Here is a 20,623-nt window from a genome sequence, read left to right as displayed (position 1 = left end):
TCTGTGCCGTGCCCGTGATCCGTGCCGGCGAACGTCACGGATCGACGATCTGTACGCACGGGAGTCTAGAGCCTGATAAATGCACCGTAAGCAGCCCGTCACCGCTCGGCATGCGGGGTGGGGTTTTCCCCAGTGCCTCCTGGCGGTCCACCTCATGGCGCGGGCCCCCGGCTCCGGGCACGCTATGCCCATGACCGAACCCCTCCCGAGTCCCGGCACGCCCGTGACGGCAGTCCTGGAACCGGCCGGACGCGGCGACCGCCCGCCGCCGGCCCGCTTCGCGTACGACGTGCACACCTGGAAGGAGATCGCCCACCTCCTGGCGAACCTGCCGGCGTCGCTGGCCGGCTTCGTCTACACGGTGACCATGCTGTCCACCGGTGCCGGGCTGACCGTGACGGTGATCGGGTTCCCGCTGCTCGCGCTCGGGCTGATGGGCTCCCGGCTGCTGGGCAGGATGGAGCGGGCGCGGGCGAGGGGACTGCTCGGGGTGCGGGTGGAGGAGCCGAGCCGGCTGCCGTGGGGCGGTGGTGCCGGCGGGTTCTGGCAGCCGCTGTGGATGGCGCTGCGGGACCCGGTGGGCTGGCGCACGGTCCTGTACGGGCTGATACGGCTGCCGTGGGGTGTCCTCACCTTCACCGTCACGCTGACCGGTCTGTTCGTGCTGTGGCCGGTGCTGCCGTTCGTCGTGCGGGGCCTGGCCAACGCCGACCGGGCGATGGTGCGCGGCCTGCTGTCGCCCTCCGACGAACTGGAGCGGCGCATCGCCGAGCTGGAGTCCGACCGGGGCGTGGTGGTCGACACGGCGGCGGCGGACCTGCGGCGCATCGAGCGCGATCTGCACGACGGGGCGCAGGCCCGGCTGGTCAATCTGGCGATGGGTCTGGGACTGGCCAAGGAGAAGCTGCTGGAGGACCCCGACGCCGCGGCCTCCATGGTCGAGGAGGCGCACGGCGAGGTGAAGCTGGCGTTGCAGGAGCTGCGGGACCTGGCCCGCGGCATCCATCCCGCGGTCCTGACCGACCGGGGGCTGGACGCCGCGCTGTCCTCGGTCGCCTCGCGCTGCACGGTGCCGGTGAAGGTGACGGTCGACCTCGACGAGCGGCCGGCCGCCGCCATCGAGGGCATCGCCTACTTCACCGTCTCGGAGCTGCTGCAGAACATCAGCAAGCACAGCCGGGCCCGCTCGGCCTCGGTGGAGGTGTGGCGGTCGGAGGGCCGACTGTTCATCCAGGTGTGGGACGACGGGCGCGGGGGCGCGAGCCTGGACGGCGGGACGGGCATGCGCGGTCTCGCCGACCGGATGGGCGCGGTGGACGGGCTGTTCGTCGTGGACTCGCCGGAGGGCGGTCCGACGACGGTGACGGCGGAGCTGCCGTGGCGTGACCGCTCCGGTGCCCTGGCCGGGGACGCGGGCAGGACCGGGAGGACGGCCGGGAAGGCGTCCGTCCGCGGCCGGGGGTAGGGAAAACCCCCCGACCAAGACTGCGACGTCCTCCATGGTCCGCCGACCTGCGGCGGAGGAGTCTGGAGGTACGACAGCACAGCCGCCGGACGAGGAGAAGGACGAAGCCGATGGCCACGGACTACGGACAGGGTTACGGGCTCCCCGCGGAGCCCGGACACCCCGGGCACGCCGGGGGACGGCGGCGCCGGCTGCCGGCCGCCCTGCGGGCGCCGGTCGAGGGACGCGCCTGGCGCGAGCTGGGATACGTGCTGCTGAGCCTGCCGATCAGCATCCTGCTGTTCACCTACGCGGTCACGATGGTGTCGCTGGGGGCGGGCCTGCTGGTGACGTTCCTCGGTGTCCCGGTGCTGGCGGCGGCGCTCGCCGGCTGCCGCGGGTTCGGGGCGGTGGAACGGGCGCGGGCGCGGGGGCTGCTGGACCTGGAGGTGGCCGAGCCGGAGCCGCTGCGGACGAGGCGGCAGGGGTTCACGGCGTGGATCGGGGGCGTGCTCAGGAGCGGCGCCTCCTGGCGGGCCCTGCTGTACGCGGTGCTGCAGCTGCCGTGGGCGGTGCTCTCCTTCGTCGTCGGCGTGACCGTCTGGTCGGTGGGCTGGTCGCTGCTGACGTATCCGCTGTGGTTCTGGGTCTTCCCGATGTACGCCGGGCAGGACGGCATACAGCTGTACGGGGACGAGCACCACCGGATCTATCTGGACAACCCGTTCGAGGTCGCGGTGACCGCGGGGGTGGGTCTGCTGTTCACCCTCGCCACGCCGTGGATCGTACGGGCGCTGACGATGGTGGACCGGGTGATGGTGCACGGGCTGCTGGGACCGTCGCGGCTGGCCACCCGGGTGGTGGAGCTGGAGTCGGACCGCGGGGTCGTGGTGGACACGGCGGCGGCGGACCTGCGGCGCATCGAGCGCGATCTGCACGACGGGGCGCAGGCCCGGCTGGTGGCTCTGGCCATGGACCTGGGGCTGGCGAAGGAGAAGCTGCGGGAGGATCCGCAGACCGCGGCGCGGATGGTGGACGAGGCGCACGGCGAGGTGAAGACGGCGCTGCAGGAGCTGCGGGACCTGGCCCGCGGCATCCACCCCGCGGTCCTGACCGACCGGGGGCTGGACGCCGCGCTGTCCTCGGTCGCCTCGCGGTGCGCGGTGCCGGTGCGGGTGGAGGTGGACCTGGCGGAGCGGCCCGCGTCGGCCATCGAGGGCATCGCCTACTTCACCGTCTCGGAGCTCCTGCAGAACATCAGCAAGCACAGCCGGGCCCGCTCGGCCTCGGTGGAGGTGTGGCGGACGGAGAACCGGCTGATGCTCCAGGTCGTGGACGACGGCGTGGGCGGCGCCGAGGCGTCCGAGGGATCCGGACTGGCCGGGCTGGCGGAGCGGCTGGACGCGGTGGACGGGGTCCTGGTGGTGGACTCCCCGGCGGGCGGTCCGACGCGGGTGACCGCCGAGCTGCCGTGGCGGACGGAGCCGACGCGGTGAGCGCGGGCTGAGACCGGCGGGGGGGTGCGGGACCGCGGTCCCGCACCCGCCCGTCTCGACGGCACCCCCGATCCCGACGCCCCGTCACGTCCTCCGCCGGATGCTGGAATGCTGGACCCGATGACCGGGTCCGCCACAGGGGCGGGCCCGGATCAGGGGCGCGGGGAGCCGAGGAACGTGGAGGACAGGGTGCGGGTGGTCATCGCCGAGGATTCGGTGCTGCTGCGGGAGGGCCTGACCCGGCTGCTGACCGACCGTGGGCACGAGGTCGTGGCCGGTGTCGGTGACGGCGACGCGCTGATCAGGACCATCGCCGAACTGGACGGGGAGGACCTGCTCCCGGACGTCGTGGTGGCCGACGTGCGGATGCCGCCGACGCACACGGACGAGGGGGTGCGGGCCGCGGTGCAGCTGCGCAGGACGCATCCCGGCGTCGGGGTGCTGGTGCTGTCGCAGTACGTGGAGGAGCGCTACGCCACGGAGCTGCTCGCGGGTTCCAGCCGTGGCGTCGGTTACCTGCTCAAGGACCGGGTGGCCGAGGTCCGCGAGTTCGTGGACGCGGTGGTGCGCGTGGCCCGGGGCGGCACGGCCCTGGATCCCGAGGTGGTCGCGCAGCTGCTGGGGCGCAGCCGCAAGCAGCACGTGCTCGCGGGACTCACCCCGCGTGAGCGGGAGGTCCTGGGGCTGATGGCGGAGGGCCGGACGAACTCGGCGATCGCCCGGCAGCTGGTGGTCAGCGACGGCGCCGTGGAGAAGCACGTCAGCAACATCTTCCTGAAGCTGGGGCTGTCCCCGAGCGACGGTGACCACCGGCGGGTGCTGGCCGTTCTCACCTACCTCAACTCCTGAGCGGGGGCGTCTCGACGTTGTGTCCACCATGCGAATGACCCGGAGAAGGCGCCCCTCACGGACGTAGGGTTTATGCGGGGAAGGCCTGCGGGAAGGCCGTCCCGGACAGCCGCCCTCGAGGAGGTCCAGTTCAGTGACCAGTCAGGTCAGCAGCACAGCGGAACAGGCCGACGGAGCAGCCGTAGGGGAGCAGCGCACAGTGGCGGGCAGGAAGGACGTCCGTCGGCTCGACCGGGTGATCATCAGGTTCGCGGGGGACTCGGGTGACGGTATGCAGCTCACCGGTGACCGTTTCACCTCGGAGACCGCGTCGTTCGGCAACGACCTCTCCACGTTGCCGAACTTCCCGGCCGAGATCCGCGCGCCCGCCGGCACCCTGCCCGGTGTGTCGTCCTTCCAGCTCCACTTCGCCGACCACGACATCCTCACCCCCGGCGACGCGCCGAACGTGCTGGTGGCGATGAACCCGGCCGCGCTGAAGGCCAACATCGCCGATCTGCCGCGCGGGGCGGAGATCATCGTCAACACGGACGAGTTCACCAGGCGGGCGATGCAGAAGGTCGGCTACGACAGCAGCCCGCTGGAGGACGGCTCGCTGGACGGCTACAGCCTGCACCCGGTACCGCTGACCACGCTGACCGTGGAGGCGCTCAGGGAGTTCGGCCTCACCCGCAAGGAGGCCGAGCGCAGCAAGAACATGTTCGCCCTCGGGCTGCTGAGCTGGATGTACCACCGGCCCACCGAGGGCACGGAGAGGTTCCTGCGGGCCAAGTTCGCCGGGAAGCCCGGCATCGCCGCCGCCAACATCGCGGCCTACCGGGCGGGGTGGAACTTCGGCGAGACGACGGAGGACTTCGCCGTCTCCTACGAGGTCGCCCCCGCCGCCACCGCCTTCCCGCCGGGTGTGTACCGCAACATCTCCGGCAACCTGGCCCTGTCCTACGGACTGATCACCGCCTCCCGCCAGGCGGGGCTGCCGCTCTACCTCGGCTCCTACCCGATCACCCCGGCCTCGGACATCCTGCACGAGCTGAGCCGGCACAAGAACTTCGGCGTGCGGACCTTCCAGGCCGAGGACGAGATCGCCGGCATCGGCGCGGCGCTGGGTGCGGCCTTCGGCGGTTCGCTCGCGGTCACCACCACCTCCGGGCCGGGTGTGGCGCTGAAGTCCGAGACCATCGGGCTCGCCGTCTCGCTGGAGCTGCCGCTGCTGATCGTGGACATCCAGCGCGGCGGTCCCTCCACCGGGCTGCCGACCAAGACCGAGCAGGCGGACCTGCTGCAGGCGATGTACGGCCGCAACGGCGAGGCGCCGGTCCCGGTGGTCGCGCCCCGCACCCCGGCCGACTGCTTCGACGCCGCCCTGGAGGCGGCCCGCATCGCCCTCGCCTACCGCACGCCGGTGTTCCTGCTCTCCGACGGCTACCTCGCCAACGGCAGCGAGCCCTGGCGCGTCCCGGACCTCCAGGAGCTGCCGGACCTGACCGTGCGGTTCGCGCAGGGGCCGAACCACGTCCTGGACGACGGCACCGAGGTGTTCTGGCCCTACAAGCGGGACCCGCACACCCTGGCCCGTCCCTGGGCCGTCCCCGGCACCCCTCATCTGGAGCACCGCATCGGCGGCATCGAGAAGCAGGACGGCACGGGCCACATCTCCTACGACCCGGCCAACCACGACTTCATGGTCCGTACCCGGCAGGCGAAGATCGACGGCATCGACGTCCCCGACGTCGAGGTCGACGACCCGGACGGGGCGCGGACCCTGGTACTGGGCTGGGGGTCGACCTACGGGCCGATCACGGCGGCGGTACGGCGGCTGCGCGCAGCCGGGGAGTCGATCGCGCAGGCGCACCTGCGCCATCTCAACCCCTTCCCGCGCAACCTCGGCACGGTGCTCGAAAGGTACGACAAGGTGGTGGTCCCGGAGATGAACCTGGGGCAGCTCGCCACCCTCGTCCGGGCGAGGTACCTGGTGGACGCCCGCTCCCACAACCAGGTCAACGGCATGCCGTTCAAGGCGGAGCAACTCGCCGCCGCGCTGAAGGAGGCCATCGATGACTGACGCCAACGCCCTTCTCCAGCTGGTGCCCAGGGCCGGGGGCCGGCAGTCGACGAAGGACTTCAAGTCCGACCAGGAAGTGCGCTGGTGCCCCGGTTGCGGCGACTACGCCGTCCTCGCCGCCGTGCAGGGCTTCATGCCCCAGCTCGGCCTGGCGAAGGAGAACATCGTCTTCGTCTCCGGCATCGGCTGCTCCTCCCGCTTCCCGTACTACATGAACACCTACGGGATGCACTCCATCCACGGCCGCGCCCCCGCCATCGCCACCGGCCTGGCCACCTCCCGCCGCGACCTGTCCGTCTGGGTCGTCACCGGCGACGGCGACGCGCTCTCCATCGGCGGCAACCACCTCATCCACGCCCTGCGCCGCAACGTCAACCTCAAGATCCTGCTGTTCAACAACCGCATCTACGGCCTGACCAAGGGGCAGTACTCCCCCACCTCCGAGATCGGCAAGATCACCAAGTCGACGCCGATGGGATCACTGGACGCGCCGTTCAATCCGGTGTCCCTGGCGATCGGCGCGGAGGCGTCCTTCGTGGCCCGCACCGTCGACTCCGACCGCAAGCACCTCACCGAGGTGCTGCGCCAGGCCGCCGACCACCCCGGCACCGCCCTGGTGGAGATCTACCAGAACTGCAACATCTTCAACGACGGCGCCTTCGAGGCCCTCAAGGACCGGCAGCAGGCCGAGGACGCGGTGATCCGCCTGGAACACGGGCAGCCGATCCGCTTCGGCACCGACAACGCGAAGGGCGTCGTGCGGGACCCGGCCACCGGTGACCCGAAGGTCGTCACGGTGACGGCGCACAACGAGGCCGACGTCCTGGTCCACGACGCCCACGCCACGTCCCCGACCACGGCCTTCGCGCTCTCCCGGCTCGCCGACCCGAACACCCTGCACCACACCCCCATCGGGGTCTTCCGCTCCGTCGACCGGCCCGTCTACGACACCCTCATGGCCGACCAGCTCGACACCGCCGTCGAGCAGCAGGGCAAGGGCGACCTCGCCGCGCTGCTCACCGGCGGCGACACCTGGACCGTCGCCGGCTGAGTCCCCCGGCGGTCGCGACGAGGCCCGGGCGCCCTACGGCGCCCGGGCCTCGTCGTACGCCTGCCGGGCGGCGAGGACCTCGGCCATGCGCCTGTCGGTCCACAGGGCCAGGTCGCGCACCTGCTCGGCCGCCTCGCGGCCCAGGCCGGTCAGGGAGTAGTCGACGCGGGGCGGGATGACCGGCTTGGCGTCGCGGTGGACCAGGCCGTCGCGCTCCAGCGTCTGGAGGGTCTGGGTGAGCATCTTCTCGCTGACCCTGCCGATCGCCCGGCGCAGTTCGCTGAAGCGGTACGGGCGCTCCAGCAGCTGGATCAGCACCAGGACGCCCCAGCGGCTGGTCACGTGTTCCAGGACCAGCCGGTGCGGGCACACCGCCTCTGCTTCGCTCCGCCGGCCACCGTCACTTACCGCCATGCCAGTACCTTACTCCAAAGTGGGTACTTTCCATTAGTTAGCGTAACTCCTAGGGTGGGTGACACACCCGCACACGCACCCCCACCGGAGTTGCACACCATGAGCATCGTCGTCACCGGCGCCACCGGACACCTCGGCCGTCACGTCGTGGAACAGCTGCTGGAGAAGGTCCCGGCCGGACAGATCACCGCCGTCGTCCGCAGCAAGGAGAAGGCGGCCGACTTCGCCGGGCGCGGGGTGCGGGTCGCGGTCGCCGACTACAACGCCCCCGAGACCTTCGACGGCCTGTTCGCGGCCGGCGACAGGGTCCTGCTGATCTCCGGCAACGAGTTCGACAAGGGCCGGGTGGGCCAGCACCGGGTCGTCATCGACGCCGCGAAGGCCGCGAGGGTCGCCCTGCTCGCGTACACCAGCGCCCCCGGCACCCTGACCGCCGCGCTCGCCGACGACCACCGCGGCACCGAGGAGGCGCTGCTGGGCTCGGGCGTGCCGTACGTGCTGCTGCGCAACGGCTGGTACCACGAGAACTACACCGAGAACCTCGCCCCGGTGCTGGAGCACTCCGCGGTCGTCGCCGCCGCCGGCGGGGGCCGGGTCTCCTCCGCCTCGCGGGCCGACTACGCGGCCGCCGCCGTCGCCGTGCTGACCGGCGAGGGACACGAGAACAGGACGTACGAGCTGGGCGGCGACGAGGCGTGGAGCTTCGCCGAGTACGCGGCCGAGCTGAGCCGGCAGACCGGTGAGGAAATCGCCTACCACCCGGTCACGCCCGAGGCGCTCACCGGCATCCTGGCCGGTGCCGGGGTGCCCGAGCCGATGGCCGCCGTACTGGCGGGCGTGGACGCCTCGATCGAGAAGGGGGAGCTGGTCGTCGACAGCGGCGACCTGTCCCGGTTGGCCGACCGCCCGACCACCCCGCTCGCCGAGGCCGTCGCCGCCGCGCTCAAGGGCTGACCGGGGAGGCCGCCGAACCCGCCACCCCCGCCCGTCATGACCGTATTCCGGTACGGACATGACACGCGGGGGTGTCCGGCGTTACCGTCGTCCGGCGAACACCGCGCGCGTGCGCGGGCGTCGCGGGAGACAGGGCACGCGTCGGACACGAAGGAGGGGCCCGTGACCGGGAAGTCGGCCGCAGAGCGGCGCACAGGACTGCTGAACGGCTTCGCGGCGTACGGGATGTGGGGGCTCGTCCCGCTGTTCTGGCCCCTGCTCAAACCCGCCGGGGCGGTGGAGATCCTGGCCCATCGGATGGTCTGGTCCCTGGTCTTCGTGGCCGCCGCCCTGCTCCTCGTACGCCGCTGGGCCTGGCTCGGCGAGCTGCTGCGGCAGCCGCGCAAGCTGGCGCTGATCACGGTCGCCGCGGCGGTCATCACCGTCAACTGGGGCGTCTACATCTGGTCCGTGAACTCCGGGCATGTCGTCGAGGCCTCCCTCGGTTACTTCATCAACCCGCTGGTCACGATCGCGATGGGCGTGCTGCTGCTGAAGGAACGCCTGCGGCCCGTCCAGTGGGCGGCGGTCGGGGTGGGCGCCGCGGCGGTGCTCGTCCTCACCGTCGGTTACGGCCGGCCGCCGTGGATCTCGCTCTGCCTCGCCTTCTCCTTCGCCACGTACGGGCTGGTGAAGAAGAAGGTCAACCTCGGCGGCGTCGAGTCGCTGGCCGCCGAGACCGCGGTCCAGTTCCTTCCCGCGCTCGGCTACCTGCTGTGGCTGGGCGCCCGGGGCGATTCCACGTTCGCCGCCGAAGGGGCGGGGCACGCCGCGCTGCTCGCCGCGACCGGAATCGTCACGGCACTCCCCCTGGTCTGCTTCGGCGCCGCCGCGATCCGCGTGCCGCTGTCCACGCTGGGACTGCTGCAGTACCTGGCGCCGGTCTTCCAGTTCCTGATCGGAATCCTCTACTTCAAGGAGGCCATGCCGCCCGAGCGCTGGGCCGGTTTCGCCCTGGTGTGGCTGGCGCTCGCCCTCCTCACCTGGAACGTGCTGCGCACCGCCCGCCGGGCCGCCCGCGCGCTCGCCGGGGGCACCGGCGTGGCCGGGACCGGTGTGCCGGCGGGCACGGCGGGCGCGGCTCCGACCCCGGACACCGGGAGCGTGGCCGCCGTGGCCGCCGTGGCCGAGGCGGACCGGCTGGAGGCCAGGCCGTAGGGCCGGGCGTTGTCGGAGCGGGGCCCTATAACTGGTCGTATGACACAGACGCCGACACCGGCCGCCCCCGTGCACTGGAAGATCGTCATCGACGCGGCCGACCCGCACGCGCAGGCCGACTTCTGGGCCGCCGCCCTCCGGTACGTGGTCGAGGACAACAGCGCGCTCATCAGGAGACTGCTGGGTGCGGGCGCCGTCCCGGACGAGCTGACCGTCGAGTCCCACGGCCGCCGGGCGTGGCGCGACCTGGCGGCGGTACGGCACCCCGACGACCCGTACGAGGAGGAGAGCGGCACCGGCCGTGGACGGCGACTGCTGTTCCAGCGCGTACCGGAGGAGAAGACGGTCAAGAACCGGCTCCACCTCGACCTGCATCCCGGCGCGGGCCGCCGTGAGGAGGAGCTCGCCCGGCTGGAGGGGCTCGGCGCACGCGTGCTGCGGCGGGTGGAGGAGCCTTCCGGGGGATGGCTCCTCCTGACGGATCCGGAGGGCAACGAGTTCTGCCTGCATTAGGGGGCTTCGCCTGGTCCTCCCCTGCGGCAAGGGCTCCTCAGGACTGCTGGGCGCGGGCGCGTCCGGTCAGCCGGCCCATGCGGGCGCGGGCGGACTCCAGTTCCTCGATCTCGTCGGCGGCGGGCCCGTCCTCGGCGGTGAGCTCGGTCCACAGGGCGATCAGCTCGTGCCCCAGCTCCAGTCCGAGCAGCGGGTCGCGCACCGCGCGCCATGCGGTCGCCGCGCTGCGGACGTTGCCGTAGGCGGCCTCCGCGTCCCCCGCGCGGCGGCAGAGCACGGCGAGGTCGAGGGAGATCCGGAAGGCGCGCAGCGGCTCACCGGCCAGGTAGGCGATGTACGCGGCGAGTCCGCGCAGCCGCAGCACCTCGGGGTGCTCCGGCCCCAGGGTTTCCGAGGCCTCCGCGACGGTCTCCTCGGCCAGCCGGGCCGCCTCGTCGATCCTGCCCTCCCGGACGGCGTGGTTGATCCGGGCCATGGGTCCGGCGAGGTGGCTCCCGCCTGCGACGGGGGGCTCGTCACCGAGCACCGCCTCCGCCACGGCGTCGAACCCGCGGGGCGGGGTGGGCTCGGGGTCGGGCAGGGACTCGGGGACCGGTGCGGCCTCGGGTGCCCGGAGCCGGTCGGGAAGCGGTCCCGCGTCCATGGTCGGGGGCGGGCCGAACACGCCCGTCGGGGGCGCGACCGTACCGGGCGGCACGGCCTCCGCCGCCCCGGGGAGGGCCCGCGGTTCGAACGCCGGTGCGGCGTCCCGGGGAGCCTTTGGCGCGGGCAGGGGGCGCAGCTCGAAGGTGGGGGTGGCGTCCCGTACGGGAGCCGGTCCGGACGTCCCTTCCGGCGCCGGCTCGGACGCGGGACACGGAAGGTGCGTCGGCCGGTCCGTGCCGGAATCCCGCGCCGGCGCCGTCAGGACCGGCTGTGCCGTGAAGTGGCTGGAGCCGTCCGGGTCGACCCGGAGCGGGACGACGCAGCCGATGCGTTCATCGTGCACGGTGGCGAGGACGGCGTGACCGGAGGCGACGGCGATGCGGTGGAGGCGGTCCAGCACCGCCTGCTGGATCTCCTCGCCGGGCCCGGCGATCACCGTCACCCCGCCGACCGACGCCCCGCCCGCGCCCGCCCCGCCCACGGGGACACGGACGTCGATCGGCGCTGCCGCAAGGTTCGCCGCATGTGCGGCCTGCTGCTGTTCCCGCTTCTTCTCGCGGCTGAGTCGAGACATCGTTCCCTCATCCGGGTCGTACACCTGCCGTCGAGTGTGTCCGCTCGCCCGCGTTTCTCACGTCACCACGCTGTCACAGGCTCGTCCCAAGGGCCGTCCGCGGCGGTTCCCCGTCCGCCCGGCGGCATGGAGACCGAGGTGGCGAGCAGGATGGAGGCATGGGACAGGGACCGGAGATCTGGATCAGAGGGCCGGTGGCGGTACCGGAGACGGCCCCGCCGGAGCCCGCCCACGCGCGGGCGACCGCCCGCCGCTTCTCCTGGGTCGGCCTGCACGGCGGCGCGGGCGTCTCCACGCTCGCCGCGGTCTACGGCGGTCATGACGGCGGACGTGCCTGGCCCGGCCCCGCCGGTCCGCCGTCGGTGCTGCTCGTCGCCCGGACCCACGCGGCCGGCCTGGACGCCGTGGCCCCGGCGGTGGACGCGGTCCGGCGCGGCGGGGCGCCGCGGGGGACCGACCTGGCGGCCGTGGTCCTGGTGGCGGACGCGCCGGGACGGCTGCCGCGTCCCCTCGCCCACCGGATCCGGTTCGTCGAGTCGGTGACCGACGTGTACCGCGTGCCCTGGGTGGACGCGTGGCGCCTGGGCGACCTGTCCGGGCGGCCGCCCCGCGGGACGGAGCCGCTGGTCCGCCTGACGGGCGGGATGCGCTGAGCAGCCGGGAGTGCGGCCCTCCTGTGTCCGCCGCGGTCGAGGGGATCGCGTCCGCCGTGCGCGGGCGGCGGCTGCGGGCCGTGGACGTGGCCGCGGAGGCGCTGGCGCGGATCGAGCGGACGGACCCGGTGCTGTGCGCGTTCGCCGAGGTGTGGGGCGGGGAGGCGCTGCGGCGGGCGGGCGAGGTGGACGCGCGGGTCGCCGCCGGGGAGCCGCTGCCACTGGCCGGGGTGCCGGTCGCGGTCAAGGGCCGGCGCGGACTGCGTGCGGCGGGCCCGCTGCTGGAGGCCGGCTGCGTGGCGGTGGGCGCCACCTCGGTGCCCGGCCCGGGGACGTCCTGGCAGACGTGGGGGCTCGGGGCGCACGGCCGTACCGTCAACCCGTGGCGGGCGGACCGTACGCCGGGCGGCTCCTCGGCCGGGGCGGCCGTGGCGGTGGCGGCCGGGCTGGTGCCCCTGGCGACGGGAAGCGACGGCGCGGGCTCGGTGCGGATCCCGGCGGCGTGGTGCGGGGTCGTCGGACTGAAGGTCACGGGCGGCCGCCTCCCCTCGCCCGACCGTACGGGCCTCGCGTCGCCCGGGGTCCTCACCCGCACGGCCGCGGACGCGACGGCCTGGTGGAGGGTGGTGTCGGGGCGGACCGGCGAGGCCGTTGCCGCTCCGTCCTTCCCCGTCACCGCCATCTGGTCCCCCGACCTCGGCTTCGCCGCCCCGGCCCCCGGACCCGTCGCCCTGGCCCGGGCGTCGGTCGACCGGCTCGTCGACGCCGGGGTCGTACGGCTGACACGGCCCCCGGTGTGGCCACAGCCCCTGCTCGTCGACCCCGCCCCGGCCTGGCTCGCCCTGCGCACCCCCGGAGCCGACCCCGCCGACGCCCACCGCGTCCGAGCGGTGAACGACCGGCGCCTGGACGCCCTCTTCGCCCGCACCGGCCTGCTGCTCACCCCCACCGCGCCCACCGCGCCGCACGGCCACGATGGCCCTGGCGACGTCTACTCGACCGCGCTCACCTGGGCGTTCAACGTCAGCGGTCACCCTGCCCTGAGCCTCCCGGCCGGGTTCGGCACCGACGGCTGTCCGGCCGGGCTCCAGCTGGTGGCGGCGCGCGGGCAGGAGGAGGTCCTGCTCGCCGTGGCACGGGAGGCGGAGCGACGCGGGGCCGTCGTCCGAGGGCCCCGCGCCTGAGGGGCTTTGTGTCTGCGGGGCTTGTGCCTGCGGGGCTTGTGCCTGAAAACTCTTGGCGATTTACTTGCACATGCATATGATGCAGATGCTAATAATTGAGTGTGTCGAGCATCTGGGGATGACCATGACCCGTCGATTTCTCTTCGTCCTGGGCAGCGCCCGCCCTGACGGCAACACCGAGCTGCTGGCCCGCCGGGCCGCCGAACAGCTGCCCCCGGACGTGGAGCAGCAGTGGATCGACCTCACCGCTCGCCCCGTTCCCGACTTCGAGGACCTGCGCCACGACAGCGACCACATCCGCCCCACCGAGGGCAACGTGGCCCTGCTGCTGGACGCCACCCTGGCGGCGACGGACGTGGTGATCGCCTCGCCCCTGTACTGGTACTCGGTGTCCGCGCAGACCAAGCGCTACCTGGACTACTGGTCGGGCTGGCTGCGCACCCCCGGCCTCGACTTCAAGGCGGCCATGGCCGGGCGCACCCTCTGGGGCGTCACCGCGCTCGCCCACGAGGAGCCGGAGGTCGCCGACCCGCTGGTCGACACACTGAACAACTCGGCCGCGTACCTGGGGATGCGCTTCGGCGGAGTCCTGCTCGGCAACGGCAGCAAGCCGGGCGACGTGCTGAAGGACACGGAGGCGCTGGCACGGGCCAAGGCGTTCTTCGCGCAGGACGCGCCGCTCGCCCGCTTCCCCCACGAGGCCGGCTGACCGCCCGCCCCCGCCGGCCGAGCCGCGCCTCGCCCGGGGGGACCTCGTTGCCGATGTGCGCGGCGGGCTTCCGGGCCACTGAGTCGCCCATGGGCGGTACGGTCGCACGCCCGGTCGGCCCGGGCCACCGGGTTTCCTAGGAGGTGATGTCCTTCGTCGTGAACCGCGCCCAGGCCGCCGAGCCGAAGACGGCCGCGTAGAGGGCCTGGAGGCCGAGGTTCCTGGTCAGGTCGTCCCAGTGGACCGGTTCGCGCATCAGGTCGGCGAAGGACAGCCAGTAGTGGGAGAAGAGGTAGGGGTGCAGGGCGTGCAGCTGGGGGATCTGGTCGAGGATCTGCACCGTGATCAGCAGTCCGACCGTGGTCGCCATCGCCGCGATGCCGCTGTTGGTCAGTGTGGAGACGAACAGGCCGAGCGCCGCCACTCCGATCAGTGACAGGGCGACGACCAGGGCGATCAGCAGGGCTCTGGCCAGCCCTTCGGAGAAGCTGATCCGGGTGCCCGAGATGGTCGTGAGATCGCCCAGCGGGAACAGCAGCGCACCGACGATCAGCGCCGAGGCGGCGACCACGAGCGTGGCGACCAGGCAGAAGACCATGACCGTCGCGTACTTGGTGAGCAGCAGACGGCTGCGGCCGGCGGGGGCGGCCAGGAGGTAGCGCAGGGTTCCCGAACTCGCCTCGCCTGCGATGGTGTCACCCGCGACGACCCCGATCGCCATGGGCAGGAAGAACGGCAGGGTGGCGGCGAGCGCGGTGAAGACCAGGAACAGGCCGTTGTTGGTGATCTGCGAGATGAACGCCGGTCCTCCGCCGCCCCCGCCGCCGGCCGACGAGCCGTCGCCCGTCTCGATCCGTACGGCGATGCCGACCAGGACCGGTACGGCGGCCAGCACCCCGAGCAGGGCGAGGGTGCGCCAGCGCCGGAAGGTGGTGAGCAGCTCGCTGCGCAGCAGTCCGAGGGTCCACAGCGGGCTCGCCTTCCGCACCGCCTCAGCCCGCGACATCGAAGCCCTCCCCGGTCAGCGCCACGAAGGCGTCCTCGAGCGAGGCCCGTTCCACCCCGAAGCCGCGCACCCGGACACCGGCAATAACCAGTGCCGCGTTCACCTCGGCGAGGTCGCGCCCGGGCACCTCGCCGGTCACCCGCTCCCCGTCCACGACGACATCGGCGGCCCCCTGCTCCTTGAGCACCCGGGCCGCGTCCGCCGGGTCCGGTGTGGTCACCGCCAGCCGGCCCCGGGCGCCCGCGGCCAGATCGGCGACCGGGCCCTGGGCGATCAGCCGCCCCCGGGCCATCACGGCGGCGTGCGTGCACACCTGCTCGATCTCGTCCAGCAGGTGCGAGGAGAGGAAGACGGTGGTGCCCTCCGAGGCCAACTCGCGGACCAGCGTGCGGATCTCCCGCATGCCCTGCGGGTCGAGGCCGTTGGTCGGCTCGTCCAGGACGAGCAGCCGGCGCGGCTGGAGCAGGGCGGACGCCAGGCCCAGGCGCTGCTTCATGCCGAGGGAGTACGCCTTCGCCTTCTTGCCGGCGGCGGCCGTGAGGCCCACCCGGCCCAGTGCGGCGGCGACGCGGGCGCGCCGGGTACGCGGATCGGCGGTGGGGTCGGCGGCGTCGTGGCGCAGGAGGTTGTCACGGCCGGAGAGGAAGCCGTACAGGGCCGGACCCTCGATGAGGGCGCCGACGTGGGGCAGCACGGCGCGCGCGGAGCGCGGCATGGGGCGCCCCAGGACGTGCGCCGTGCCGGAGGTCGGTTCGATCAGACCCATCAGCATGCGGATGGTGGTGGTCTTGCCGGAGCCGTTGGGGCCGAGGAAGCCGAAGACGCTGCCCTCCGGGACGGTCAGGTGCAGACCGTCGACGGCGAGCTGTCCGCCGCGGTAGCGCTTGGTGAGCGCGCGGGTGGCGATGGCTCCGTCGCCCGTGGCCTCCCTGTCGCGCCGCTCCGGCTCCGTGGCGGACGCCTCGCCCATCGGCTCCCTCGTTCCCTGTCGTGTCGTGAGGTTTCGGGACCTCACTTCCCCGCGTCGGCCGCCTTCACGAGCGCGTCCTTGGTGACGGTACCCACGTAGACCTTGCCGTCCTCGGTGATCAGGGCGTTCACCAGGCGGGTGCTGAACACCGTGCCGGTGCCGAACTCGCCCTCGACCTGGTCGCCGAGCGAACCGAGGAAGCCGCCGAGGTCACCGCCGGCCTCGCCGGTGGGCAGACCTCCCTCGCTGCCGGTGTCGAAGGCGGCGACCGAGTTCCAGCCCTCGCCGAGCATCTTCAGCCCGTCGAGGCCCTTGGCCAGGTCCTCCTCGGACTTCGGGGCGCCCTTGGGCCTCTCGGCGTGCTCCCCGCCCTTGTCCAGTACGCCGTCCTCGGTCACCTCGGCGCCCTCGGGCGGGGTGAACTCGAAGGTCGACGCGGCCGGCCGGTCGAAGCTCACCTTGGTGAAGCCGGCGTCCACGACGGCCGCGCCGCCGCTGGACGGGGTGAGCGTGAACTTCAGCGGCATCCCGGTCTCGTGGTCGACCGCGATGCTGATCGCGCCGACCGTGGAGCCGGACTGCTTGGGCTTGACGACCAGCCTGTACGCGTCCCGGCCCGCCACCTGCGCGGTGCCGTCGACGGTCACGGACGTGGTGTCGTCGACCGACCTCAGCGCCTCCTCGGCGAAGTCCTTCGGGGTGGCCGGGGGCTGCTGCTCCCGCGCCTCGCCGGACTCGTCGACGGTGCCGTGGTAGACCTCGTTGGACTTGCTGTCGTAGCCCCAGACGTCCTTGCCGTTGTGGATCAGGCTGTACTCGGCGGCGTCCTCGAGGAGCGACACCTTCTGCCGGTCGGGGCCGTCGGTCGCGACCCGCAGCGTGTGCGTGCCGGACGCCAGTTCGGCGAGCTTGGCGGACGGGTCGGCCGAGGAGCCGTCGTCACCGCCCTGCTCCATCGCGCCGGACGCGAAGCCGCTCTCCAGGCCGCCGAGGTCCGGCAGCCCGAGATCCGTGGTGATCTTCACGGTGCCGGACAGCTGCTCGACGTCCGACTGCGCGATCTTCTCGATGAGTCGCGCGGCGGTGATCTCCGGCAGGTCGGGGTCGCCGGAGTCGGCGATCGCGGGGACGAGCCCGATGGTCGCGGCCGCCACCCCCATCACCGTGACCGGGACGACGTACCGCGCGGCCCTGTGCCGCCTCGTGCGCGGCTCGTCGAGCTCCTCCGCGGCTGTCGTGTTCTCGGATTCGTACGGTGCCATGTGTGCCCTCCGTGGTCGGCGGCGGCTTCCGTCTCGTGTCCTCGCACCAGTCTCACCCTGAGCCGCCATTCTCACCCGAACCGGTGAGAAGTGGTGTTGTCCGTCGTGGTCCATCCGACCAAATCCGGCAGGCGGATACGTCAGACCCCGGGCTCAACTCCGTGTACTGCTCCGGTATGACACGGGAGGTGGTTTCCTCCCCCGACCAGTAGGGGTCACGGAGGAGTTCGCGCCGTCGGCCGGCTCAGCCCGCGCGGTGCACCACCGCGTCGCACAGCTGCACGAGTGCCGCCTTCGCCTCGCACTCCCGCAGCGGGGCCAGCGCGGCGCGCGCCTCCTCGGCGTAGCGCACGGTGTCCCGGCGGGCCTGCTCCAGCGCGGGGTGGGCGCGCAGCAGCCGCAGCGCCTCCGCGTGCCGGGCGTCGTCGGTGAGGTCGGAGTCCAGCAGCTCGCACAGGGCGAGGTCCTCGGCCAGCCGCAGCCGGTCCGCCCGTTCGCGCAGCCGCAGCACGGGCAGCGTGGCGATGCCCTCGCGCAGGTCGGTGCCGGGGGTCTTGCCGGACTCGTGGGAGTCGGAGGCGATGTCCAGGACGTCGTCGGCGAGCTGGAAGGCGACGCCGAGCCGCTCGCCGTACTGGGTCAGCACGTCCACCACCGTCTCGTCGGCGCCGGACATCATCGCGCCGAACCGGCAGGCGACGGCGACCAGCGAGCCGGTCTTGCCGCCGAGCACGTCGAGGTAGTGGTCGACCGGGTCGCGGCCGTCCTGCGGCCCCGCGGTCTCCAGGATCTGCCCGGTGACCAGCCGCTCGAACGCCTCGGCCTGCACCCGTACGGCCTCCGGCCCGAGGTCGGCCAGGATGTGCGAGGCCCGCGCGAAAAGGAAGTCGCCGGTGAGGACCGCGACGGAGTTGCCCCAGCGGGCGTTCGCGCTGTCGACCCCGCGCCGCACCTCGGCCTCGTCCATCACGTCGTCGTGGTACAGCGTGGCCAGGTGGGTGAGCTCCACCACCACGGCCGAGGGCACGACACCGGGCGCATGGGGGTCGCCGAACTGGGCGGCGAGCATCACGAGCAGCGGGCGGAACCGCTTGCCGCCGGCCCGCACCAGGTGCTGGGCGGCCCGGGCGATGAAGGGGACCTCACTCTTGGTGGCCTCGATCAGCCCTTCCTCGACAGCCGTCATCCCGGCCTGGACATCGGCTTCCAGAGCCTGGTCCCGCACGCTCAGCCCGAACGGCCCGACGACGGTCACGAGGGGTCTCCTGTCTGCTGGTGTCCACTGGCGATTACACGGAATGTCGATAGGTCGCTGCCATCACTCAAGTCAGCGTATCCGGTCATGTTTCGATCACCGTCAGCGCCCGGCGTCAGGGGCGGGGCGGTACGAGGTCAGGAGCGGAGCGCTTTGGGTCATTCGATAACAGCGGACATTTCCTGACTATCCCGGATGCACCACTCCGCCCCGGACCGGCCTCCGACCCGCTCGCCGGGTCGCGCCCCGCCACGCGAACCACCCCGCCCGCCCCGGTGTCCGACTTGCCGCAAGTGTCAACTCAATTCCTTTTGGGGAAGAATGCGCCCGCCGACAGTCCCCCGTGAAGTGGGTCACGCGCGTCCCGGCGCCCCCACCGCGGCCCGTCACTCGTCACCCTCCTTTGCAGGGGGTCGAGTTGACCCTTGGCACTCGCGAAGGATCAAGCGTCACAAAACGCCCTTTACAAGATCAAAGGGGGACCTGCACGAGGACCGCGCTTGTTTCCGGCATGTGCTCTCGCATACGTTCCGGGCCTGCCGGGTGGACGCCTGATCCTGCCGCCGCCCGCATCAACCGACGACGACCACTCAGGACGGCAGGAGCGGGGGACCCAGGTAGGCCGCCGGGCCGGACACGTACCGGAACGGCTAGGGGTGAAGCCATGTCCGCAGGGGCACGGCCGGGCACTCTCCCGCCCGAACCCGACAGCTCACCTCGCAGGCGTAGGAGAGGAACCCAGACATGCCTGCTTCCGTTCGGCACCGCCGCCGCCTCGCCCGCTCCCTCGCCGTCACCGGCGTCGCCGTGGTCGCACTGCCGCTGTTCGGCGCGACCGGCGCCGCCGCCACCACCGAGCCGACGACGACCGCCGCCTCCGTGACGGCGTACCCGGACAACCTCGACGGCTGGATCCGCGAGTCGCTGGACGTCATGGCGCAGCACGGCATTCCGGGCAGCTACGACGCCATCCACCGCAACATCATGCGCGAGTCCTCCGGCAACCCGTACGCCGTCAACAACTGGGACTCCAACGCCGCCGCCGGCACCCCGTCGAAGGGCCTGCTGCAGGTCATCGACCCGACCTTCGCGGCCTACCACGTGCCCGGCACCGCCTTCGACCCGTTCGACCCGGTCGCGAACATCACGGCGGCCTGCAACTACGCGGCCGACCGCTACGGCTCCATCGACAACGTCTTCGGCCCGTACTGAGCCACCCGCTGACGGGCGAGCGTCATCGCCCCGCCGAACAGTCGCTCGAGGACGACGGCCACGCCGTCGTCCTCGTTCGACGTGGTGACCTCGTCCGCCACCGCCTTCAGCTCGGGATGCGCGTTCGCCATGGCGACGCCGTGGGCCGCCCAGCCGAACATGGGGATGTCGTTCGGCATGTCGCCGAAGGCGATCGTCCGCTCCGGGCCCAGCCCCAGGTGCTCGGCGGCCAGCGCCAGCCCGGTCGCCTTGGTCACCCCGCACGGCTGGAGCTCCACGGTGCCCGGCCCCGACATGGTGACCGTGGCCAGCGAGCCGACCACCGACCGGGCCGCCGCCGCCAGGGCGTCGTCGGACAGGTCGGGGTGGCGCAGCAGCACCTTGCTGATCGGCCGGTCCCACAGCTCCCCGCGCCGCTCGACCCGCACCGCGGGCAGGGTCGGGTGCGGCATCAGGTAGCCGGGCTCGATCAGCGTCAGCCCGTCGGCCCCGTCCTGGTCGACCGCGGCGTGCACCTCCCCCACCTCGGCCTCGATCTTGCCGAGCGCGGTCTCCGCCAGTTCCCGGTCCAGTGTCACGGACCACAGCAGCCGACCCGCGCCGGCGTCGTACACCTGAGCGCCCTGTCCGCACACCGCGAGCCCCGTGCAGCCGAGGGCGTCCAGGAGCGACCGCACCCTGGGGGCCGGGCGCCCCGTCACCACGAGATGCCGGGCACCCGCCCGCTCCACCCGCGCGAGCGCGGCGAGGGACCGGTCGGAGAGGGTGTCGTCGCCGCGCAGCAGCGTCCCGTCCAGGTCGGTGGCGATGAGTGAGTACGCGGTGGGTGCGGCCATGATCAGAGAATACGGACAGCCCGGCGGTCCGATTCACCCTGCCCGTTTGCGCTCGCTTTCGGTCCGGTTCCCTTCTTCCGCCTTCCCTCGGCGCCGGGTAAGGACCGGTTCAGGACTCTTTCCCCGTTTGGCAAGAACATGGTCCGCTCTCTACCGTCCGCCCGGCCCCCGGCGGTACCTTCCAGGGGTCCGGGGGACTTGATCGGGGGGTCGGGTGAGCGGTGGACGCATGGGCGTGCTGGGACCCGAGGAGCTCGGCTAGGGGGGCGGGAGCGGGGCGCCGCACCGCACCGGCTGAACCGCGGGCCCGTGCGCCGCGCGCACGGCTTCGTCCGCA

At 72.8% G+C, this 20,623-nt stretch carries 19 protein-coding genes and 1 riboswitch; of the genes, 12 read left to right on the top strand and 7 right to left on the bottom strand.

What is annotated here, in order from left to right:
* Positions 1 to 190: 190 nt before the first annotated feature.
* From KYY02_RS01070 to KYY02_RS01050, 5 genes are all read left to right on the top strand, one after another.
* The gene (locus KYY02_RS01070; RefSeq protein WP_371235471.1) at positions 191 to 1,465 is read left to right on the top strand and encodes a sensor histidine kinase; all 1,275 of its coding nucleotides are present in this window, start codon (positions 191 to 193) and stop codon (positions 1,463 to 1,465) included.
* A gap of 110 nt (positions 1,466 to 1,575) precedes the next feature.
* Complete coding sequence (locus tag KYY02_RS01065) at positions 1,576 to 2,940, top strand: sensor histidine kinase (RefSeq protein ID WP_371235470.1); 1,365 nt, start codon at positions 1,576 to 1,578, stop codon at positions 2,938 to 2,940.
* A 189-nt stretch (positions 2,941 to 3,129) separates the two neighbouring features.
* On the top strand, positions 3,130 to 3,789 hold the full coding sequence (locus KYY02_RS01060; RefSeq protein WP_371235705.1) for a LuxR C-terminal-related transcriptional regulator: 660 nt from the start codon (positions 3,130 to 3,132) through the stop codon (positions 3,787 to 3,789).
* A 133-nt stretch (positions 3,790 to 3,922) separates the two neighbouring features.
* Positions 3,923 to 5,851 (top strand): 2-oxoacid:acceptor oxidoreductase subunit alpha, encoded by a 1,929-nt coding sequence (locus KYY02_RS01055; protein WP_371235469.1) that lies wholly within the window; start codon positions 3,923 to 3,925, stop codon positions 5,849 to 5,851.
* Positions 5,844 to 6,902: a 2-oxoacid:ferredoxin oxidoreductase subunit beta gene (locus KYY02_RS01050; RefSeq protein ID WP_371235468.1), complete on the top strand. Its 1,059-nt coding sequence runs from the start codon at positions 5,844 to 5,846 to the stop codon at positions 6,900 to 6,902. Before KYY02_RS01055 ends, KYY02_RS01050 begins: the two co-directional genes overlap by 8 nt.
* A 33-nt stretch (positions 6,903 to 6,935) precedes the next feature.
* On the opposite strand, the gene KYY02_RS01045 is transcribed toward KYY02_RS01050, so the two are convergent.
* Positions 6,936 to 7,316 (bottom strand): winged helix-turn-helix transcriptional regulator, encoded by a 381-nt coding sequence (locus KYY02_RS01045; protein WP_371235467.1) that lies wholly within the window; start codon positions 7,314 to 7,316, stop codon positions 6,936 to 6,938.
* 99 nt (positions 7,317 to 7,415) lie between these two features.
* Between KYY02_RS01045 and KYY02_RS01040 the strand changes: the two genes are divergently transcribed.
* The 3 genes from KYY02_RS01040 (at position 7,416) to KYY02_RS01030 (ending at position 9,980) form a co-directional block, all read left to right on the top strand.
* On the top strand, positions 7,416 to 8,270 hold the full coding sequence (locus KYY02_RS01040; RefSeq protein ID WP_371235466.1) for an SDR family oxidoreductase: 855 nt from the start codon (positions 7,416 to 7,418) through the stop codon (positions 8,268 to 8,270).
* Between the two features lie 162 nt (positions 8,271 to 8,432).
* Positions 8,433 to 9,467: an EamA family transporter RarD gene (gene rarD, locus KYY02_RS01035; protein ID WP_371235465.1), complete on the top strand. Its 1,035-nt coding sequence runs from the start codon at positions 8,433 to 8,435 to the stop codon at positions 9,465 to 9,467.
* A 39-nt stretch (positions 9,468 to 9,506) separates the two neighbouring features.
* Positions 9,507 to 9,980: a VOC family protein gene (locus tag KYY02_RS01030; protein ID WP_371235464.1), complete on the top strand. Its 474-nt coding sequence runs from the start codon at positions 9,507 to 9,509 to the stop codon at positions 9,978 to 9,980.
* 37 nt (positions 9,981 to 10,017) lie between these two features.
* Here the strand turns inward: KYY02_RS01030 and KYY02_RS01025 are convergent, their stop codons facing one another.
* Positions 10,018 to 11,199: a tetratricopeptide repeat protein gene (locus KYY02_RS01025; RefSeq protein WP_371235463.1), complete on the bottom strand. Its 1,182-nt coding sequence runs from the start codon at positions 11,197 to 11,199 to the stop codon at positions 10,018 to 10,020.
* A gap of 158 nt (positions 11,200 to 11,357) precedes the next feature.
* Between KYY02_RS01025 and KYY02_RS01020 the strand changes: the two genes are divergently transcribed.
* From KYY02_RS01020 to KYY02_RS01010, 3 genes are all read left to right on the top strand, one after another.
* On the top strand, positions 11,358 to 11,852 hold the full coding sequence (locus KYY02_RS01020; RefSeq protein WP_371235462.1) for a DUF6668 family protein: 495 nt from the start codon (positions 11,358 to 11,360) through the stop codon (positions 11,850 to 11,852).
* Positions 11,853 to 11,875: 23 nt separating this feature from the next.
* Positions 11,876 to 13,036: an amidase gene (locus tag KYY02_RS01015; protein WP_371235461.1), complete on the top strand. Its 1,161-nt coding sequence runs from the start codon at positions 11,876 to 11,878 to the stop codon at positions 13,034 to 13,036.
* A 124-nt stretch (positions 13,037 to 13,160) separates the two neighbouring features.
* Entirely contained in the window at positions 13,161 to 13,745 is a 585-nt protein-coding gene (locus tag KYY02_RS01010) for a flavodoxin family protein (protein ID WP_371235460.1), read from the top strand.
* Positions 13,746 to 13,881: 136 nt separating this feature from the next.
* Here the strand turns inward: KYY02_RS01010 and KYY02_RS01005 are convergent, their stop codons facing one another.
* The 4 genes from KYY02_RS01005 to KYY02_RS00990 all read right to left on the bottom strand — a co-directional run bounded on the left by KYY02_RS01005 (position 13,882) and on the right by KYY02_RS00990 (position 18,238).
* Positions 13,882 to 14,751 carry an ABC transporter permease gene (locus KYY02_RS01005; RefSeq protein WP_371235459.1) on the bottom strand — a complete coding sequence of 290 codons (870 nt, stop codon included), beginning with the start codon at positions 14,749 to 14,751 and terminating at the stop codon, positions 13,882 to 13,884.
* Complete coding sequence (locus KYY02_RS01000) at positions 14,738 to 15,721, bottom strand: ABC transporter ATP-binding protein (protein ID WP_371235458.1); 984 nt, start codon at positions 15,719 to 15,721, stop codon at positions 14,738 to 14,740. The genes KYY02_RS01005 and KYY02_RS01000 overlap by 14 nt, the downstream gene beginning before the upstream one ends.
* Before the next feature lie 41 nt (positions 15,722 to 15,762).
* Positions 15,763 to 16,983, bottom strand: coding sequence for a LolA family protein (locus KYY02_RS00995; RefSeq protein ID WP_371235457.1), 1,221 nt, complete (start codon positions 16,981 to 16,983; stop codon positions 15,763 to 15,765).
* Positions 16,984 to 17,227: 244 nt separating this feature from the next.
* Positions 17,228 to 18,238 carry a polyprenyl synthetase family protein gene (locus KYY02_RS00990; protein ID WP_371235456.1) on the bottom strand — a complete coding sequence of 337 codons (1,011 nt, stop codon included), beginning with the start codon at positions 18,236 to 18,238 and terminating at the stop codon, positions 17,228 to 17,230.
* A 573-nt stretch (positions 18,239 to 18,811) separates the two neighbouring features.
* Positions 18,812 to 18,979, top strand: a riboswitch (cyclic di-AMP (ydaO/yuaA leader).
* A 3-nt stretch (positions 18,980 to 18,982) separates the two neighbouring features.
* On the opposite strand from KYY02_RS00990, the gene KYY02_RS00985 reads away from it, so the two are divergent.
* On the top strand, positions 18,983 to 19,450 hold the full coding sequence (locus KYY02_RS00985; protein WP_371235455.1) for a transglycosylase SLT domain-containing protein: 468 nt from the start codon (positions 18,983 to 18,985) through the stop codon (positions 19,448 to 19,450).
* Here KYY02_RS00985 and KYY02_RS00980 read toward each other — a convergent pair.
* Entirely contained in the window at positions 19,414 to 20,286 is an 873-nt protein-coding gene (locus KYY02_RS00980) for an HAD family hydrolase (protein WP_371235454.1), read from the bottom strand. The two genes, KYY02_RS00985 and KYY02_RS00980, sit on opposite strands and share 37 nt — an antisense overlap.
* Positions 20,287 to 20,623 lie beyond the last annotated feature (337 nt).

It is taken from the genome of Streptomyces pimonensis, assembly GCF_041380215.1.
Classification (GTDB): Bacteria; Actinomycetota; Actinomycetes; order Streptomycetales; family Streptomycetaceae; genus Streptomyces; species Streptomyces pimonensis.
Note: the sequence above shows the minus strand (reverse complement) of the source record. Positions and strands in the feature narration are given on the sequence as shown.

Excerpts from the sequence above, each read along its gene's own strand:
- KYY02_RS01065 (WP_371235470.1), top strand. The coding sequence starts at position 1,576 with ATGGCCACGGACTACGGACAGGGTTACGGGCTCCCCGCGGAGCCCGGA.
- KYY02_RS01040 (WP_371235466.1), top strand. The coding sequence starts at position 7,416 with ATGAGCATCGTCGTCACCGGCGCCACCGGACACCTCGGCCGTCACGTC.
- KYY02_RS01045 (WP_371235467.1), bottom strand. The coding sequence starts at position 7,316 with ATGGCGGTAAGTGACGGTGGCCGGCGGAGCGAAGCAGAGGCGGTGTGC.
- KYY02_RS01070 (WP_371235471.1), top strand. The coding sequence starts at position 191 with ATGACCGAACCCCTCCCGAGTCCCGGCACGCCCGTGACGGCAGTCCTG.
- KYY02_RS00980 (WP_371235454.1), bottom strand. The coding sequence starts at position 20,286 with ATGGCCGCACCCACCGCGTACTCACTCATCGCCACCGACCTGGACGGG.
- KYY02_RS01020 (WP_371235462.1), top strand. The coding sequence starts at position 11,358 with ATGGGACAGGGACCGGAGATCTGGATCAGAGGGCCGGTGGCGGTACCG.
- KYY02_RS01050 (WP_371235468.1), top strand. The coding sequence starts at position 5,844 with ATGACTGACGCCAACGCCCTTCTCCAGCTGGTGCCCAGGGCCGGGGGC.
- KYY02_RS00995 (WP_371235457.1), bottom strand. The coding sequence starts at position 16,983 with ATGGCACCGTACGAATCCGAGAACACGACAGCCGCGGAGGAGCTCGAC.
- KYY02_RS01000 (WP_371235458.1), bottom strand. The coding sequence starts at position 15,721 with ATGGGCGAGGCGTCCGCCACGGAGCCGGAGCGGCGCGACAGGGAGGCC.
- KYY02_RS01010 (WP_371235460.1), top strand. The coding sequence starts at position 13,161 with ATGACCCGTCGATTTCTCTTCGTCCTGGGCAGCGCCCGCCCTGACGGC.
- KYY02_RS00985 (WP_371235455.1), top strand. The coding sequence starts at position 18,983 with ATGCCTGCTTCCGTTCGGCACCGCCGCCGCCTCGCCCGCTCCCTCGCC.
- KYY02_RS01025 (WP_371235463.1), bottom strand. The coding sequence starts at position 11,199 with ATGTCTCGACTCAGCCGCGAGAAGAAGCGGGAACAGCAGCAGGCCGCA.
- KYY02_RS01030 (WP_371235464.1), top strand. The coding sequence starts at position 9,507 with ATGACACAGACGCCGACACCGGCCGCCCCCGTGCACTGGAAGATCGTC.
- KYY02_RS01005 (WP_371235459.1), bottom strand. The coding sequence starts at position 14,751 with ATGTCGCGGGCTGAGGCGGTGCGGAAGGCGAGCCCGCTGTGGACCCTC.